Here is a 16,991-nt window from a genome sequence, read left to right on the forward strand (position 1 = left end):
AATTACTTCTGCAGATGTAGACAATGGTTCTTTAGACGCTTGCGGTATTGCTAGTATTACTTTAAATATTACAACATTTAACTGTGATAATGTAGGTGAAAATATAGTTACTTTAACCGTGACAGATATTAACGGAAATATAGCCTCGGCGGATGCAGTGGTAAGTGTAGAAGATGTTATAGCGCCGGTTGTACGAACACAGGATCTTAGTTTGGAATTAGATGTTAATGGAGAGGTTTCAATTTTGGCTAGTGAAATTGATAATGGTTCTTCCGACAGCTGTGGAATTGAAGGCTTATCGGTTACTCCAAGTTCATTTACTTGTGCAAATGTAGGAACTAATACCGTAACATTAACTGTCGTTGACGTAAACGGAAATGTTCAAACAAAGGATGCCATTGTGACTATCTCAGACAATATTGAACCTACGGTATTGGTGAATGATATTTCAGTTGTTTTAGAGGACGGAATAGCGACTATTACACCTGAAGATATCAATAATGATAGTTTTGATAATTGTGGAATATCTAGTTTGTCACTTGATATAACTAGTTTTGATTGTAGTTCAATAGGAGATAATACAGTTGTTTTTACCGTTGAGGATTCAAATGGAAATTCAGTGTCTAGTGAGGCAAATGTAATTGTAATAGGTGAGATTCCTACAGTTGAAATTTCTAGTTTTACAACCGTAAATACGCAATCAGAAAATACAATTTATTTAGGTTATGGTCCTAGTGAAGTAACTTTAAGTCCTGTTGTAAGTGGAGGAACTGGTTTTGTGTATGATTGGAAATCGTCTACAGGTGAAGTTGTAGAAAATATAGAAAATCCTACAATTAGACCAATTGAAAGTACTACTTATACGGTAACCGTTACAAATTCAAATGGTTGTTCAGCTACGGCTTCCTTAGATGTTTGTGTTAAGGATGTAAGAAGTTTTGATAGTAAAGGTAGGTTTAAAGGAAAAGTATTAGTTTGTCATCATGCCGGACCGAATGGAAAACAATTTGTGATTAGTATTAGTAAAAATGCTGTTGCTAGTCACCTAAATAATCATGGAGATAGCTTAGGTAATTGCGATTCTCAATGTGTGGGTACTGATGCTAGTTCTTCAATGCTGAGCAAAGCTCATCATGATGAAGAGGAAGCTATGAAGCCTACTGTTTCAATAGTGCCCAATCCGACAAATAATAAAGCAATTGTAAGGTTAAATACCGCTACTGCTGGTGAAATTCAGATTTATGAAATTTCTGGTAAAATGCTTTTTAATGAATACGCTACAGATTTAAGTTCTGGAGTTGAATTTAAGATTGCTCGACTGAAAGGCGGTAATTATTTAGTGAAGATTATTACTGAAAACGGAGTGTATACTTCTGTAATTGTCAAAACAAAATAAAGATTAATTAAGATGAATTGAAAAGGCTAAAGTGTTCTCACTTTAGCCTTTTTTATTGTAAAACCTCAATAAAACAGAAACCGTAAATACACAAACTGTCTGAGTTCTTTTTTCGAGAATAGTTATTTACAAGTAGCTATTAAAATCCTTCAAAAACACCCAAGCCAAATAAGGCAAAATCATATTTTACAGGATCCTTAGGGTCTAATTTTCTTAAAGTAGTATCTAATTCTAAAAGCGCTTTTCCGTCGTTTTGTTTTCTTTTTAAAATTTTTAACTTTCGAGCTACGTTGCCAGAGTGCACGTCTAAGGGACAGGAAAGTAGGGCTGGGGAAATACTTTTCCATAAGCCAAAATCAACACCAAGATTGTCTTGTCTTACCATCCAACGCAAGTACATATTGATTCTTTTGGCTGCAGAACCTTTTAAAGGATCGGAGACATGTTTTGTGGTTCTTTGTTGGTGGGGAATTTCAAAAAATAGTTTTTTGAATTCGTGAATGGCAGGTTGTAAAGATGTGTCTGATTTGTGTTTGGCGAATACAGCTTCTAAGCCCTGGTGTTGGGTATAGATGTTTTTTAAAGATTGGATAAAAAACTTAAAATCTTCTAAATTAAAGGTCCGATGAACAAAATGTTCAAAATTGTCCAAATCGGTATCGGTATGGCTCATCACAAAATCATAAGGAGAGTTACCTAAGAACTCCATCATTTTATGACTGTTTTTGATAATCATAGGTCTTTTTCCCCAAGCAATAGTTGCTGCCAAAAAACCTGCAATTTCAATATCTTCTTTGCACGTATATAAATGCGGAATTTGAACAGGGTCTGAGTCAATAAACTCTAAGGTATTGTATTGAATAACCTTGGCGTCTAAAAATTCTTTTAATTCAGATTTGTTCATTTATAAAGTTGTATAACACTATTAGAAGAATAAGTCAGCAAAAGTTTTAGACGGATCCTTTTTAAGTTTTTCCGGCTGAACCTGTCGAAGCCCAATTAAATTTTTATTTTACCAATTACCAATTACCAATTACCAATTTACCCATGAATAGATTCCGTATTGGCTAATTTTTTCATAATCTCTGCTTCGTACACCAACAAGTCGTCCCAAAGTTTGTCAACTTCTTCACGAACACCAAAATCTCTTGCAAAAGTCAAAAATAAAATATAGTGATTGGCTTCAGAAACCATTAGGTCGTGGTAAAATTTAGACAATTCAGGATCTGCTAAATTTTCAGAAAGTAAACGAAAACGCTCACAGCTTCTGGCTTCAATTAGGGCAGAGTATAACAAACGGTGGATAAGATTGCTTAATTTACTTCCGCCTTTAGGGAAAAATTTAATCAGTTCTACCACATATTTATCACTTCGGTTAGGACCTAAAGGAATACCTCTTGCAATTAATTTGTCATGTACCATTTTAAAATGGCTCATTTCTTCCTTCACCATGGCCACCATAGCGGTAACAAGTTCGGTACGTTCAGGAAAGCTTAGGATAAATGAAATAGCTGTAGAGGCCGCTTTTTGTTCGCAATAAGCATGGTCAATTAAAATTTCTTCAATGTTTTTTTCTGCAATATTTACCCATCTTGGGTCGGTAGGTAATTTCAATCCTAGCATTACTGAATCCATAGTACTTGTATTTTAGTTTCTATTTAATAGAATTATTTTTCTCTATAATTTTTAACAATCGGGTAGCAAAATCTCCCATTGCTTTTATTTCTTTTACACTGGCCAAACGTTCTTTATGCAATATTAATAAGCCATTCGGACCCGATTTTATGTGGTAATAGGTGTTGCTTTCAAAAAATAAAACCAGTTCATCGGTAAAGAATTTTTCAATTTCTTTTTTATTATTTCCATATAAGAAAAACCGTTTTGAAAAGTCGGGATGCCCTTCAATATCAAGATCATCATAACCCGCTAAATGATAAATATACTCAAACATTCCTTCCCTATCTAAGGTGAATTGTGGGGGCGGACTGTCCAATTGAATATGGATCATGGTGCTCCTAATGACTTGCTTGGCAATAAATTCTCCTTCTGTATAAATAACATCGAACAGGGTGCACTTGTCGTTTTTTAAAACATTTTTTATTTTGTCGATGTTTTTTGTTTCAAAATAACTGAATTCTTTTAAAAATTCAAATGGCTTTTTACGAATTGGTCGGTAGGTCCAATGGAAATCTTTGGCAATTGCTTTTAGTGATTTTTGTCTTTTGGTTAAATTTCTAGAAGCAATACGTTTTGTGGCACTAATTCTTCGAAGAGCAAAGGGATGTCCGGTATGTGCACCATGTAAATCCAAACCGATAACTTCAAAATGGCCTCCCTTAGAATTGAAAGATTGAATATAGTTATTTAAATTTTCCATGACTGTATGATCGACAAAAGAACAGCGAGAAAAATCGACAATAACATCTTGGTTTTCGGGAATTTGATCTAGTTTCGATTTTAATTTTGAATAATTTAAAAAGCTACAAAAATTGACGACACTTACATAGTAGTTTTGTTTTTCATCCGCTTCTTTAAACATCAAAACATTTGGTTTTAATACATTTCTTGTAAAGAAGAAAATACTTTTCTTTAAAACGATATGAATGACAAAAGTGATGGCAATTCCGCAAATAATTCCGGTAATTAAATTGGTGAAAATAGTCACCAATAAAGTGGTTAAAAAGATCAATAATTGCTCTTTTCCAATTTTGAAAATTTTGGCAATATTTTTCGGAGCGGCAAGTTTATAGCCTGTAAATACTAAAATAGCAGCCAATGCAGGAAGCGGAATCATCCGCAATTGGTTTTGGAACAATAAAACAAAAATCAATAGAAAACCAGCATGGAAAAAATTAGAAGACCTGTTGGTGGCTCCGTTGTTTACATTTACAGAACTTCTGGCAATTACAGTAACCACATTCAATCCACCTAAAAAACCACTAATCATGGTGGCAAACCCTAGGGCTTTTAAATCTTGATTGATATTTGATCTTCGACGTAGCGGATCTAGTTTGTCTACCGCTTTAACGCTTAATAAAGATTCAATACTGGAAACTAAAGTTATCGCAATAACCACATTGACGAAATCCATATCAAAAATTTTACGGAAATCTGGAAAGGCTAAATTTGAAAGCACATTTTCTGGAATGCTAATTAATAAAGCTTTATCAATAGGGTAGTCGTACGGAGAAATAAAGTTGAAGTAATAACTCATTCCCACGGTTAAAACCACAATCCACATTGGCGCAGGAATTAGTTGAAAAATACGATTTCTTATTTTTGGATAATAAATCATGATCAGCAAACTCACAATACCAACTTCACCAGCGGTAAAGGTTGATTTGTTTGAATTGGTAAAAAAGTTGAGCAGTGTATCCGGAATTTTTAACAGTAAATCTACCGTGTTTCCTTGTATGGATGCATAGCCAAGCATGACGTGAAATTGCTTGGCAAAAATTCCAATTCCGATAGCTGCCAGCATTCCTTGAATGGCTGAGGAAGGAAAAAAATCGCTAAGGATTCCCATTCTTAAAAAACCAAGTACAAGCATAAACCCACCAGAAATAACAATGGCGGCAAGGGTGTATAAAAAACCTTGATGAATATCTCCTAAGGCCAAAGTGGTAATGGCACTAAGCAGTACAACGACCAATCCGTTACCTGGCCCTGTAATGGTTACATTTGAACCACCAAGTATGGCTACCATAACACCACTTACCACGGCAGAAATGATCCCTGCAATTGGTGGCGCTTCAGAGGCAATGGCCAAACCTAAACCTAGTGGCAAGGCTATTAAAGAAACGACAAACCCAGAAAATATATTCTTAGGCAAGTCTTCCATAAATGTTTTTATTGCTGTTTGTTTTTTTACCATCTATTATTTTACAATTAATACGTCTGTAGGAAGTTCTGATAGAATGTATTCAATATCATGCGGGAAAATACGGTCTAATAAATTTGTTTTGTTAGGAGCGTTCATAATTAACAAATCGGCTCTTACAACACGTGCATAATGGCCAATAGAATAACCTCTTTTTCCAAAAATACTTTGTGTTTTTATAGAAATCCCTTCTTTTTTATCTTCATCAATACAATTTAAAAGATCTTTTACACGGATATCTTCTCTATTGCTAATTCGTTCTTTGGCAATTGTTGCTCTACGTAAAGAAGTGTCGTCATTAATCTTGACATCAATTTCGCTTTGCATAATTTCTTCTACAATAGTAATTCTTTTACAACCTATAGCTTGGGCTACGTAAAAAGAAGTGTCAATAGTTTCTGCCGTTTTGGGGTCTTTCAATCCGTTTACAACAATATGGTTACAGGGAACACGAACAATAGAGTGTTTGATCAATAACAAAACCGAACAAGGAGCATTTCTTGTTAATTTTCTAGCAATAGATCCTATATAATATTTGTAGATGTTTTCTTTTTGAAGCGCTCCCAAAATAAGTAAGTCAACATTTTCTTTTTGACAAACATCTAAAATAACATCAACTGGACTACCTGTTTGAAATAATACTTTTACCTCATTTTTGGTTGTAGGACCTTCCTTTAAAATACCTTGTATTTTTTCTTCTTTTTTTTGAGTTCTAGCACCTACATGAACACAAACCAATTGTGCATTAAACATATTTGAAAGTCGTATACCTTCATAAATATTTTGCTTTAGGTTTGGTGAAAAAGCAATACCGATTAAAATTTTATTGAATTGATGCAAGCGATTACAAATTTGTTAAGTGAGCAAGATATTAAAAATTGTGTTTTGAAAAAGGAGGCGTTATAAATCCAATCCGAAAACATTTTTAAGTAATTCTATATGTGGGTTTAATTCTTTGAGTTTGTCATATTTTTCTTGAGGGGTGTAAACAAACTTTTTCACCTCAGTTTCTACAACTTCAATATCCAAATCGACACTAAAGTTATTTAAGTTTTCTCTGATGTATTTTAAAAGTTTGGGTTTTAACCTTCCCAATTGCTCGGCCATTAAATTATTTGGCAAAGCGTATTTTATAGTTAAGCCTGCTAAAACCGGTTTAGAGGCTCTTAAAATAGAAGCCAAACTTTTGTCTCCTTGTCTTATTAAAAGTTCAGCATAGGCATTCCAAAGTTCATGAAATCTGCTTTCTGCGAATGGATCTTTTGGTAAGGTATTTCTATCAATTTCTGATTCGTCTATTACAGCAACAGCTTCTACTTTTTGAGTTAAACTTTTTAAAGACAAAGCTGAAGCTCGTCTTCTAGAAGTCCGTAAAGGAGCATGTACTTTTTTTACTTCAGGTTCCGGTGTTTTTTGTGCAACGGGTTCAACTGTAGTAACAGGTTTTACTGGGGTTGATATTTTTTTTGCAACAACGTCAAGTTGTTCTTTTACAATGGCGCCTCTAAAAAATGAAGTGGGAATTATGTAGTTGCTACTTTTTTTTTTTCTGCCTCGAAGGTGATAGATGCAATTTGCATAAGGGTCAATTCAACTAATAATCGCTGATTTTTACTGGTCTTATACTTGAGGTCACACTCATTTGCTTTTTCTATTGCTTGTAATAAAAACGGAAGTGGTGCTGCACTCGCTTGCGTTAAATATTGTTTTTTAGCATTGTCACCAACTTCTAAAAGAGGAATGGTTTCCGCGTCTTTGGAAACTAATAAATCACGAAAGTGAGAGGCCAATCCGTTGATAAAATGGTGTCCTTCAAATCCTTTGCTTAAAACGTGGTTGAATTCAATTAATACTTGAGGAATGTTATTTTTAAGAACCAAATCAGTTACTTTAAAATAAACATCATAATCTAAAACATTTAAATTTTCAGTAACAGCTTCACGGGTTAAATTTTTTCCAGAGAAACTGATCACTCGGTCAAAAATAGACAAAGCATCACGCATGGCACCATCTGCCTTTTGAGCAATAATGTGTAAGGCGTCATCGTTGGCAGTGATTCCTTCTTGCTCAGCAATTTTCTTTAAATGATTTTTAGCATCAATAACACCAATTCTCTTAAAATCAAAAATTTGACAACGCGATAATATGGTTGGAATAATTTTATGTTTTTCCGTAGTTGCTAAAATAAAAATAGCATGTGCTGGTGGTTCTTCTAGCGTCTTTAAAAAAGCATTAAAGGCCGCTTGTGATAACATATGTACCTCATCAATGATATACACTTTGTATTTTCCTGTTTGTGGAGGAATTCGCACTTGTTCTGTAAGAGACCGAATATCATCCACAGAGTTGTTAGAAGCAGCATCCAATTCAAAAATATTAAAAGCAAAATCTTCATCAGCATGAAGTCCTTCTTCATCATTTATTTTTTTTGCAAGAATACGTGCACAACTCGTTTTTCCAACACCTCTAGGACCTGTAAATAGCAAAGCTTGCGCTAAGTGATTGTTTTTTATGGCATTCTCTAAAGTATTTGTAATGGCTTGTTGCCCCACAACATCCTCAAAAATTTGAGGGCGGTACTTTCTAGCTGATACGATAAATGGTTCCATGGATGCTTGAAAAATTGAAAGACAAATGTAGGGATAACAAAAAGGAAATACAACAAAAATATGGATGTAAAATTGAAAGGGATTTTAAAGGAGGAATTCACTTTTCGACCGCTCAAGGTTCGGGAGGATTTTGTTTGATTATTCGGAGGCTGAGCCTGTCGAAGTTTCGAAGTCACTATATTTTTTTTATATAAAAAATTAAGAAAACAACCTATTAAACTTCTTAGGTAAATCTGCCGACTGAAAAATAGTTTCTTTTGTAAAAGGGTGTGTGAATTCTAAGGAAAATGCATGTAAATACAAACCATTGCCAAACAAGGTTTTTTCTGAAACGGCATATTCTTTATCTCCTAGAATTGGATTTCCTATAGAAGCTAAATGTATTCTTAGTTGGTGTTTTCTGCCAGTTTCCGGCTTTAGTTCTACCAAATTTAAAAAGTCAAAGCGTTCGGATACCAAGCTTTTTTTGACTTCAAATTTTGTTGATGAAATTTTAGTATCGATAGGAGTGTCAATAATACCTTTACCTTCTTGCTTGTTTATGGTAACTGCGAAGTAGGTTTTTTGAATTTCTTTTTTTTCAAATAAATGATTCAAAGTAATAACGGCAGCTGTCGTTTTTCCGATCAATAAAATCCCACTGGTAGGATGGTCTAATCGGTGTATAGGTTCAGGGTGTAATAAGGCATCCTTTTGTAAGCTTGGTTTTAAATTGCTTCTTAGTGCATTTTCCAAGGTCCATTTTTTGTTTCCACTAACGGTAATTCCAGCAGGTTTGTTTATAAAAGCTAAATAATCATCTTCGTAAATAACAGTAAGGTCTAAATCAATGGTTGTTTTTGTAGATTGATCGTCCTTATAGAGTTCTAAAAGTTCACCACCCTGAATAAAATCGGCGGTTGTAGCTTGTTTTTTATTCAGGTACACTAGTTTTTTTTTCAAGACTTTCTTTAAGGAACTTTTGGTTGTAATGCTCTCAAAAAATCCTAAAGGGTAATCTTGTAAACGTGTTTTTTTCTCTAATGGAGGTACGGTGTGACTTGCTATTTTTACAAATTTGCTCATGCATAAATTGGATAAATTACTTTATTCCTGAAAACTCCAAACTAAAATTCGGCTAATTTTTTTTCCATGCGCCATTGGAATAACTTTTACGCTTTTTGCTTTTAATTTCTTCAAAGCTACTTTTAAAGGCCTAACATTTTCTTTTTTAGAAACAAGGCTGGTAAACCAGGTACATTGTTCTTTAAAATATTGACTTTCTCGAACCATGTTTTTTAGGAATAATAATTCTCCTCCATCGCACCAAAGCTCGTTGCTTTGTCCGCCAAAATTTAAAGGCTCAGGATTGTCTAAGTTTAAATTTTTATATTTTTTTAGATTTTCTTTATCTGCTGCCTCTTTAGAACTGTGGAAAGGCGGATTGCAAATACTAAAATCAAATTTGTCATCTTCTTGTATAAGACCTGTAAATATGTTTCTAGGACTTTTTTGATGTCTTAGTTGGATTTTTTCTTTTAAAGAAGGAGTGTGGTCTAAATTTGTTTTGGCAGAACTTAAAGATTTATCTGAGATGTCAGAAGCTATAAAGCTCCAACCGTAAATTTGAGTTCCTAAAATTGGATAAATGCAATTGGCACCTGTTCCAATATCCAAACCTTTTAAACCTTCTTTGTTTTCAAATAAATCGGCTATATGATGAATATAATCGGCTCTACTAGGAATGGCAGGACATAAAAAACCTTTCGGAATTCCCCATTTCGTAATATTATAATGTTGAATCAGTAAACTTTTATTCAATTCTTTAACGGCTCTTGGGTTCGAAAAATCGATGGTTTGGTCGTTCAACTGACTGCTAATAATAAAGGATTTTAAATCTGGATTCGATTTTAGCAAAAGATTGAAATCGTAACCATCTTTATGTACATTATTTGGGTGAAATGAGTTTTCTGTCATGTTTATTTTTTTTCTTTAAAGAAATCGTTGAAAAATACGAATTGATATTTGATGGCATTGTTCCAGTACTTCCAGTCGTGTTTTCCAGGTCGTTCAGTATAGTCGTGCGGTATATTTCGTTCTAATAATTTTTTATGCAAACGCGCGTTGGCCTCGTAAAAGAAATCGCCAGTACCACATTCAAATATTAGTTTTAAGCTTTTCGGGTTTAGTAAATAAGCTAAATTAATGACAGTATTGTTTTCCCAATTATCTTTGTTTTCTGCATAGCTTCCTAATCGTTTTGCAATATCCCAGTTGTTAGGGAAAGGTCGAATATCTACACCACCACTCATGCTTCCTGCTGCTCCCCAAATATCTTGATGTTTGAAAGCTAAGTAAAAAGCACCATGGCCACCCATGCTTAAGCCAGCAATTGCTCTTCCTGATTTGTTTTTTATGGTTCTGTATTTGGCATCTACAGCTTGCACAAGTTCTTTAGAAATATAGGTTTCATATTGCATTTTAGGATCTATGGGACTGTCAAAATACCAACTATTAAAACCACCATTAGGACAAACAACTATAATATGGTATTGATCCGCCAAACGTTGCACATTTGAAGTTTTTTGCGACCAATCTTTATGGTTTCCAAAGGCACCGTGTAATAAATAAAGTACAGGGTAATCAGCTGTTGAATTTTTATAACTATCAGGTGTGATAATAATATTTGGAATTTCTTTGGTCATAACTTTACTATGCACCAATAAACTATCGGTTTTGGCAGCCTTAGAGGTAAAAGAAAAAAGAAGAAGCAATAAAAATAAAAGGAACTGTTTCATGAGAAAATTAGAATGTTTTGGACAAAGATAAGCCGAATACTTAAGCAAACAATTTTTTGTAGACGTCTATCGTTTTATTAGTTTTGCTTTTCAAAATAATAGATATGATTTCTGTAGATGCAATTGCGGTAGAATTTAGTGGTGAAACCTTGTTCAAGGATGTTTCCTTTGTAATAAACGAAAATGATAAGATTGCCTTAATGGGTAAAAATGGAGCAGGTAAGTCTACCATGATGAAAATTATTGCGGGCATGCAAAAAGCGACAAGAGGAAATATTCGTTGTCCGAAAGAAGCCGTTATAGCTTATTTGCCACAGCATTTGTTAACAGATGATAGTTGTACTGTTTTTGAAGAAGCATCAAAAGCTTTTGCGCATGTTTTTGAAATGCGAGACGAAATGGATGCCTTAAATAAAGAATTGGAAACAAGAACAGATTATGAGTCGGATGCTTATATGAAGATTATTGAAAAAGTTTCTGACTTGGGAGAGAAGTTTTACGCTTTGGAAGATGTGAATTATGACGCAGAGGTTGAAAAAGCCTTGCGAGGACTTGGTTTTTCTCGTGAAGATTTTACGCGACAAACTTCTGAGTTTAGTGGAGGTTGGCGTATGCGAATTGAATTGGTGAAAATATTGCTTCAAAAACCAGACTTAATCTTATTAGATGAGCCTACCAATCACGTAGATATTGAGTCGGTTATTTGGTTGGAAGATTTTTTATTGAACAAAGCCAAAGCAGTGGTTGTAATTTCGCATGACAGAGCCTTTATAGACAATGTTACCAATAGAACCATTGAAGTAACCATGGGTAGAATTTACGATTACAAAGCAAATTATTCTCATTATTTGCAATTAAGAGAAGAAAGACGTTCGCATCAAATTAAGGCCTACCAAGAACAGCAAAAATTTATAGCCGATACCAAAGCGTTTATCGATAAGTTTAAAGGAACATTTTCTAAAACCAATCAAGTTAAGGATCGAGAGCGGATGTTGGAAAAACTTCAAATCATTGAAGTAGATGAGGTAGACAATGCAGCGTTAAAATTAAAATTCCCACCAGCACCAAGGTCGGGCGATTATCCTGTAAGCGCAGAAGACTTGACAAAATCGTATGGAGATTTGGTGGTTTTTAAAGAAGCCAATATGTCAATTTCTAGAGGAGAAAAAGTTTCTTTTGTAGGAAGAAACGGTGAAGGAAAAAGTACCATGATCAAAGCGATTATGGGAGAAATAGAATTTGAAGGAAAGTGTGAATTAGGCCACAATGCCAAAGTCGGTTATTTTGCCCAAAATCAAGCCGCTTTGTTAGATCCGGAGTTGACTATCTTTCAAACGGTAGATGAAGTTGCGGAAGGCGATATCCGAACGCAAATAAAAAATATTTTAGGTCGATTTATGTTTAGCGGCGATGATATCGATAAAAAAGTAAGTGTACTTTCTGGTGGAGAAAAAACACGTTTGGCCATGGTAAAATTATTACTAGAGCCTGTAAACGTTTTGATATTGGATGAGCCAACCAATCACTTAGATTTAAAATCGAAGCAAGTATTGAAAGATGCCTTGTTGGCTTTTGAAGGGACTTTAATTTTGGTTTCTCACGATCGAGATTTTTTACAAGGACTTTCTGAAAAAGTATTCGAATTTAAAAATAAAAGAGTCATTGAACATTTTGAAACAATTGACGCTTTTTTAATTCGTAACAGAATTGAAAATTTAAAAGAAATAGATTTAATGGCTAAATAAATCACTTTATATGAAAGAATAGTCTGAAATAAAAAAGACGCGTGTTGTATGCGCCTTTTTTTTGTTTTCACTTTAAAAGAAAACAAAAAATACTTTTTTAGAGAAAGGAGAATTATCCATAAAAACGATTGTACTTTTACAGCCTATATAATTTTTAGTATGAAAGCAGAGATCATTACTATTGGCGATGAAATACTCATTGGTCAAATTGTAGATACCAATTCGCAATGGATGGGTGTTGAATTGAATAAAATAGGGATTCATGTTTATCAAATAACATCCATACAAGACGATAAGCAGCATATTTTAAAAGCGTTAAAAGAAGCTAGTGAAAATGCAGATATAGTAATTGTAACTGGAGGTTTAGGCCCTACAAAAGATGATATTACCAAACACACCTTTGCCACTTTTTTTGAAGATACTTTGGTGTTGAATGAAGCAGTGGTGGATCATATAAAAGAAATGTTTTCAAGTAGAGGAATTCCTTTTTCTGAATTGAACAGAGATCAAGGTTTGGTGCCTTCAAAATGCACGGTTTTACACAATGCCTTAGGAACTGCACCGGGTATGTGGTTAGAAGAAAATAATACGGTGTATGTTAGTTTACCGGGTGTGCCTTTTGAAATGAAAGGTTTGATGACGACTAGTGTATTGCCAAAATTACAAGAAAAATTTACGCTTCCTTTTATTCAGCATAAAACCATAATGACCTATGGAATGGGGGAGAGTTCTTTGGCGGAAACAATAGCTGAATGGGAAGATGCCTTGCCAGAACATATAAGTTTGGCATATTTGCCTTCTCCAGGAACGGTAAAATTGAGGTTGTCAGGAACAAGTTTTAACAAACAAGAATTGTTTGATGAAATAGGAAAACAAGTGCTAGCCTTACAAGAAATTATTGGCGATTTAATTATTGGTTTTGATACAGGAGAAACGATTCAAGCCATGATTGGAAAATTATTGACGGAAAAAGGGCAGACTTTGTCGGTAGCAGAAAGTTGTACAGGAGGCATGATTTCACAATTATTGACAGAAAATTCTGGAGCCTCTCAATTTTTTATAGGAAGTTTGGTTGCTTACCATGCACGGCTAAAAATAAAAGAATTAAATGTTTCTGAAGAAATCATAAAGAAATATTCGGTGGTAAGTGTGGAAGTAGCTGAAGCGATGGCGATTGGCGTTCAAAAGAAGATGGGAACGGACTATGCAATTGCAACCACAGGAAATGCAGGGCCTACAGCCGATGAAACTGATAAAACAGTAGGTGTAGTATGTATTGCTATTGCCACGCCAGATGGCGTTTTTTCCGAAGAATTCAACTTTGGAAGACCTAGAGAAAAAGTAATTTTAAGAAGTTCTAATAAAGCCTTGGAGCTGTTGAGAAAAGAAATATTAAAAAACTATTAAAAATAGTTTGGAGGTAACTAGAAATATTCGTTAATTTGCACCTCGTTAAGAAAATAATACTAAAAAATAGTTTTAAAGATGTCAAGAGTTTGTGAACTTACAGGAAAAAAAGCAATGGTAGGAAACAATGTTTCTCATGCATTGAATAGAACAAAGAGAAAATTTGACGCTAATTTAATTACAAAGCGTTTTTATATTCCAGAAGAAGATAAATGGATCAAGTTGAAAGTTTCTACTTCAGCTTTAAAAAATATCAACAAAAAAGGAATCGCAGCAGTTCTTAAAGAAGCAAAAGCAAAAGGGTTTATTAAATAAGAACACTTTTCTTATAAAAATATATAGAGATGGCAAAAAAAGGAAACAGAATCCAGGTAATTTTAGAATGTACAGAGCATAAAGCTACTGGTCAAGCAGGTACTTCTAGATACATTACAACAAAGAATAAAAAGAATACTCCAGATAGAATGGAATTGAAAAAATTCAACCCTATCTTGAAGAAAATGACAGTTCATAAAGAAATTAAATAAGATAAGACATGGCAAAGAAATCAGTAGCAACGTTACAGACAGGTTCAAAGAGATTGTCTAAGGCTATCAAAATGGTAAAGTCTCCTAAAACTGGAGCTTATATGTTTGTTGAAGCAATTATGGATCCTTCTAAAGTAAATGACTTTTTAAACAAAAAGTAATCTACTTATACTTATAATAGCAAAAGCTACTTTCATTTTATTGAGAGTAGCTTTTCTTATTTGGTATAAATGCTTATTTTTGGCTTGATTGCTAAAAAAAGTAAACACCCTAATGTTAAATTATGAGCTTTTTTAAAAAAATATTTTCGAAAGAAAAAAAGGAAACTTTAGACAAAGGTTTAGAGAAAACAAAAACTAGTTTTTTCTCAAAACTTACCAAGGCCGTTGCCGGGAAGTCTACGGTAGATGATGATGTATTAGATGAGTTGGAAGAAGTTTTGATTTCTTCAGACGTTGGTGTTGATACCACATTAAAAATAATTGATAGAATTGAGGCACGTGTTTCCAAAGATAAATATGTAGGAACTGATGCTTTGAATGGAATTTTAAGAGAAGAAATTGCTGGATTGCTTTCGGAAACCAATTTGGGGAATGATTCTGAATTTACAATTCCAGAAAATAAAAAGCCTTATGTATTAATGGTAGTGGGTGTTAATGGCGTTGGTAAAACAACAACCATTGGTAAGCTGGCTGCACAATTTAAAAAACAAGGTTTGAGTGTAGTTTTAGGTGCTGCAGATACTTTTAGAGCCGCTGCCATAGATCAACTACAAGTATGGGCAGATAGAGTGGATGTACCTATTGTTCGTCAGGAAATGGGTTCAGATCCTGCTTCTGTTGCTTTTGATACGTTAAAATCTGCAGTTGCACAAAATGCCGATGTCGTAATTATTGATACCGCAGGTCGTTTGCATAACAAAGTGAACTTGATGAATGAGCTGACAAAAATTAAACGAGTGATGCAAAAAGTTGTTTCAGACGCACCTCATGATGTATTATTAGTTTTGGATGGTTCTACGGGGCAAAATGCTTTTGAGCAGGCTAAGCAGTTTACATTGGCAACGGAGGTGACTTCATTAGCGGTGACTAAATTAGATGGAACAGCAAAAGGAGGAGTTGTGATTGGTATTTCTGATCAATTTCAAATTCCTGTAAAATATATTGGTGTAGGTGAGGGAATTGATGACTTGCAAGTTTTTAACAAAGTAGAATTTGTAGATTCTTTCTTTAAATAAAAATGTAATTGTAGATTTATTCCTAAGTTCGTACAGAGATAAACGAAATAGCGTTCACTAAATTAAATTTTAGCGAGCGCTATTTTTTTTGCATTCAGTTTAACATAAAATTTAACAGACAAAACAATTTTTTCTACAGGAAGCAAGTTAATTTTGCGAGTATTTTTTCATTCAAATCAGCTAGGCTCGATTTTTGTGTAGAAATTTAGCACCAATAAAATTGTTTAGAATTATTTTCCTTTGAAAAGTCAATTTACATTATGAGACAAATTATAATTATCGTTGCTGCCCTTTGTATATTGGGTGGTTCATTTTTTGTTGCAAATCAATTTGCAAATAGTAAAAAACCTCCTAGAGAAAAAAAGGGGAAAGTAGTAAAAACTGTTTTTGTAGAAACGGTTAAAAACGATTCCATAGCCATTACAATTTCCGAATCAGGAAACTTAGTGGCTAAAAATAAAATATCTCTGTATTCTGAAGTTCAAGGATTGGTGGAAAATGCTGCTTTTCATTTTAGAGTAGGGAATAGGTTTAAAAAAGGAGCCAATTTATTGACCATTGATAGTCAAGATTATCGTGCTTCATTAATAGCACAAAAAAGTACGTTTCAAAAACTCCTAGTCACTTTAATGCCCGACTTGCAAATGGATTATCCAGAGTCGCACGCAAAATGGAAAAAATATTTAGAAAATATTAAGCTTGATGGCGTATTACCTGAATTGCCAAAAGTAAGTCAAGAAAAAGAACGATTTTTTATGACAGGCAAAAACGTATACTCAAGTTATTATGCCTTAAAAAATTTAGAAATCAATTTAGAAAATTATACAATCAAAGCTCCTTTTGATGGGGTGGTTACAGAAGCCGCTATTAACGCGGGTGCCCTAATTAGACCTGGTCAATTATTGGGTGAGTTTATTGATACTTCTGTTTTTGAAGTACCACTTTCTGTAAATGCAAGTTATGCTACCATGTTGCAAAAAGGGAAAGAAGTTCAGCTGTCAGATTTAGACAATATCAAATCGTGGATTGGTAAAGTGAGCAGAATCAATGGTAAGATTGAAAAAGCTTCACAAACAATTGTTATTTATGTAGAAGTTAAAGGAAAAGATTTGCTCGAAGGTATGTATGTACGAGCCAATATAGCCGTTAAAGATGCATTGGAAGCTTATGAAATTCCGAGAAAATTATTGGTAGAAAATAAAGCCGTTTATATTTTAGAAAATTCAAAATTGAAATTATTGCCAATTCAGGCCATTCATTTTAATGAAAATACAGTGGTTGTAAAAGGATTGACTAGCGGTATGAGACTGATTTCAAAGCCGGTTCCAGGTGGGTTTGAAGGAATGACAGTGAAAGTTTACGGAGAAGATAAACCGATGGGGCAACAAGACAAAAATAAAGAAACAAAATAGG

Annotated in this window: 15 protein-coding genes and 1 pseudogene; 8 read left to right on the forward strand and 8 right to left on the reverse strand. The window is 33.9% G+C overall.

Features of this window, described 5'->3' with window-relative positions:
* Window positions 1-1,396: T9SS type A sorting domain-containing protein (locus FGM02_RS17025; protein ID WP_139959707.1), on the forward strand; the 1,396-nt coding region annotated here is incomplete at its 5' end.
* A gap of 139 nt (window positions 1,397-1,535) precedes the next feature.
* Here FGM02_RS17025 and FGM02_RS17030 read toward each other — a convergent pair.
* The 8 genes and pseudogenes from FGM02_RS17030 to FGM02_RS17065 all read right to left on the reverse strand — a co-directional run bounded on the left by FGM02_RS17030 (window position 1,536) and on the right by FGM02_RS17065 (window position 10,662).
* Window positions 1,536-2,300, reverse strand: coding sequence for a TIGR02757 family protein (locus FGM02_RS17030; protein WP_139959708.1), 765 nt, complete (start codon window positions 2,298-2,300; stop codon window positions 1,536-1,538).
* A gap of 137 nt (window positions 2,301-2,437) precedes the next feature.
* Window positions 2,438-3,019 (reverse strand): tRNA-(ms[2]io[6]A)-hydroxylase, encoded by a 582-nt coding sequence (gene miaE / locus FGM02_RS17035; protein WP_139959862.1) that lies wholly within the window; start codon window positions 3,017-3,019, stop codon window positions 2,438-2,440.
* A gap of 31 nt (window positions 3,020-3,050) precedes the next feature.
* On the reverse strand, window positions 3,051-5,270 hold the full coding sequence (locus tag FGM02_RS17040) for a SulP family inorganic anion transporter (protein WP_139959709.1): 2,220 nt from the start codon (window positions 5,268-5,270) through the stop codon (window positions 3,051-3,053).
* A 3-nt stretch (window positions 5,271-5,273) separates the two neighbouring features.
* Window positions 5,274-6,116, reverse strand: a complete 843-nt coding sequence (locus tag FGM02_RS17045; RefSeq protein WP_139959710.1) for a universal stress protein — start codon at window positions 6,114-6,116, stop codon at window positions 5,274-5,276.
* A 60-nt stretch (window positions 6,117-6,176) separates the two neighbouring features.
* A pseudogene (dnaX, locus tag FGM02_RS18230) lies at window positions 6,177-7,885 on the reverse strand (DNA polymerase III subunit gamma/tau).
* A gap of 198 nt (window positions 7,886-8,083) precedes the next feature.
* Complete coding sequence (locus FGM02_RS17055) at window positions 8,084-8,950, reverse strand: RluA family pseudouridine synthase (protein ID WP_139959711.1); 867 nt, start codon at window positions 8,948-8,950, stop codon at window positions 8,084-8,086.
* A 21-nt stretch (window positions 8,951-8,971) separates the two neighbouring features.
* Complete coding sequence (rlmF, locus tag FGM02_RS17060; RefSeq protein WP_139959712.1) at window positions 8,972-9,841, reverse strand: 23S rRNA (adenine(1618)-N(6))-methyltransferase RlmF; 870 nt, start codon at window positions 9,839-9,841, stop codon at window positions 8,972-8,974.
* A 2-nt stretch (window positions 9,842-9,843) separates the two neighbouring features.
* A complete protein-coding gene (locus FGM02_RS17065) occupies window positions 9,844-10,662 on the reverse strand; it encodes an alpha/beta hydrolase (RefSeq protein WP_139959713.1) in 819 nt (272 codons plus the stop codon).
* Window positions 10,663-10,766: 104 nt separating this feature from the next.
* Here FGM02_RS17065 and FGM02_RS17070 point away from each other — a divergent pair, with 104 nt between their 5' ends.
* The 7 genes from FGM02_RS17070 to FGM02_RS17100 all read left to right on the forward strand — a co-directional run bounded on the left by FGM02_RS17070 (window position 10,767) and on the right by FGM02_RS17100 (window position 16,990).
* A complete protein-coding gene (locus tag FGM02_RS17070) occupies window positions 10,767-12,407 on the forward strand; it encodes an ABC-F family ATP-binding cassette domain-containing protein (RefSeq protein WP_139959714.1) in 1,641 nt (546 codons plus the stop codon).
* A 159-nt stretch (window positions 12,408-12,566) separates the two neighbouring features.
* Window positions 12,567-13,814 (forward strand): competence/damage-inducible protein A, encoded by a 1,248-nt coding sequence (locus FGM02_RS17075; protein ID WP_139959715.1) that lies wholly within the window; start codon window positions 12,567-12,569, stop codon window positions 13,812-13,814.
* 78 nt (window positions 13,815-13,892) lie between these two features.
* Window positions 13,893-14,129: a 50S ribosomal protein L28 gene (rpmB, locus tag FGM02_RS17080; RefSeq protein ID WP_139959716.1), complete on the forward strand. Its 237-nt coding sequence runs from the start codon at window positions 13,893-13,895 to the stop codon at window positions 14,127-14,129.
* Between the two features lie 29 nt (window positions 14,130-14,158).
* Window positions 14,159-14,341, forward strand: a complete 183-nt coding sequence (gene rpmG / locus FGM02_RS17085) for a 50S ribosomal protein L33 (protein ID WP_139959717.1) — start codon at window positions 14,159-14,161, stop codon at window positions 14,339-14,341.
* An 8-nt stretch (window positions 14,342-14,349) separates the two neighbouring features.
* Window positions 14,350-14,502 carry a DUF4295 domain-containing protein gene (locus FGM02_RS17090; RefSeq protein ID WP_139959718.1) on the forward strand — a complete coding sequence of 51 codons (153 nt, stop codon included), beginning with the start codon at window positions 14,350-14,352 and terminating at the stop codon, window positions 14,500-14,502.
* A 122-nt stretch (window positions 14,503-14,624) separates the two neighbouring features.
* Complete coding sequence (gene ftsY, locus FGM02_RS17095) at window positions 14,625-15,578, forward strand: signal recognition particle-docking protein FtsY (protein ID WP_139959719.1); 954 nt, start codon at window positions 14,625-14,627, stop codon at window positions 15,576-15,578.
* Between the two features lie 260 nt (window positions 15,579-15,838).
* Window positions 15,839-16,990, forward strand: a complete 1,152-nt coding sequence (locus FGM02_RS17100; protein WP_139959720.1) for an efflux RND transporter periplasmic adaptor subunit — start codon at window positions 15,839-15,841, stop codon at window positions 16,988-16,990.
* The last annotated feature ends 1 nt before the right edge of the window (window position 16,991 follow it).

Source organism: Flavicella sediminum (genome assembly GCF_006381105.1).
Classification (GTDB): domain Bacteria; phylum Bacteroidota; class Bacteroidia; order Flavobacteriales; family Flavobacteriaceae; genus Flavicella; species Flavicella sediminum.

Bases quoted from the DNA above. Each gene is read 5' to 3' on its own strand.
- miaE (WP_139959862.1), bottom strand. From the start codon at position 3,019: ATGCTAGGATTGAAATTACCTACCGACCCAAGATGGGTAAATATTGCA.
- FGM02_RS17030 (WP_139959708.1), bottom strand. From the start codon at position 2,300: ATGAACAAATCTGAATTAAAAGAATTTTTAGACGCCAAGGTTATTCAA.
- rpmG (WP_139959717.1), top strand. From the start codon at position 14,159: ATGGCAAAAAAAGGAAACAGAATCCAGGTAATTTTAGAATGTACAGAG.
- ftsY (WP_139959719.1), top strand. From the start codon at position 14,625: ATGAGCTTTTTTAAAAAAATATTTTCGAAAGAAAAAAAGGAAACTTTA.
- FGM02_RS17075 (WP_139959715.1), top strand. From the start codon at position 12,567: ATGAAAGCAGAGATCATTACTATTGGCGATGAAATACTCATTGGTCAA.
- FGM02_RS17090 (WP_139959718.1), top strand. From the start codon at position 14,350: ATGGCAAAGAAATCAGTAGCAACGTTACAGACAGGTTCAAAGAGATTG.
- FGM02_RS17055 (WP_139959711.1), bottom strand. From the start codon at position 8,950: ATGAGCAAATTTGTAAAAATAGCAAGTCACACCGTACCTCCATTAGAG.
- FGM02_RS17070 (WP_139959714.1), top strand. From the start codon at position 10,767: ATGATTTCTGTAGATGCAATTGCGGTAGAATTTAGTGGTGAAACCTTG.
- rpmB (WP_139959716.1), top strand. From the start codon at position 13,893: ATGTCAAGAGTTTGTGAACTTACAGGAAAAAAAGCAATGGTAGGAAAC.
- FGM02_RS17040 (WP_139959709.1), bottom strand. From the start codon at position 5,270: ATGGTAAAAAAACAAACAGCAATAAAAACATTTATGGAAGACTTGCCT.
- FGM02_RS17065 (WP_139959713.1), bottom strand. From the start codon at position 10,662: ATGAAACAGTTCCTTTTATTTTTATTGCTTCTTCTTTTTTCTTTTACC.
- FGM02_RS17100 (WP_139959720.1), top strand. From the start codon at position 15,839: ATGAGACAAATTATAATTATCGTTGCTGCCCTTTGTATATTGGGTGGT.
- rlmF (WP_139959712.1), bottom strand. From the start codon at position 9,841: ATGACAGAAAACTCATTTCACCCAAATAATGTACATAAAGATGGTTAC.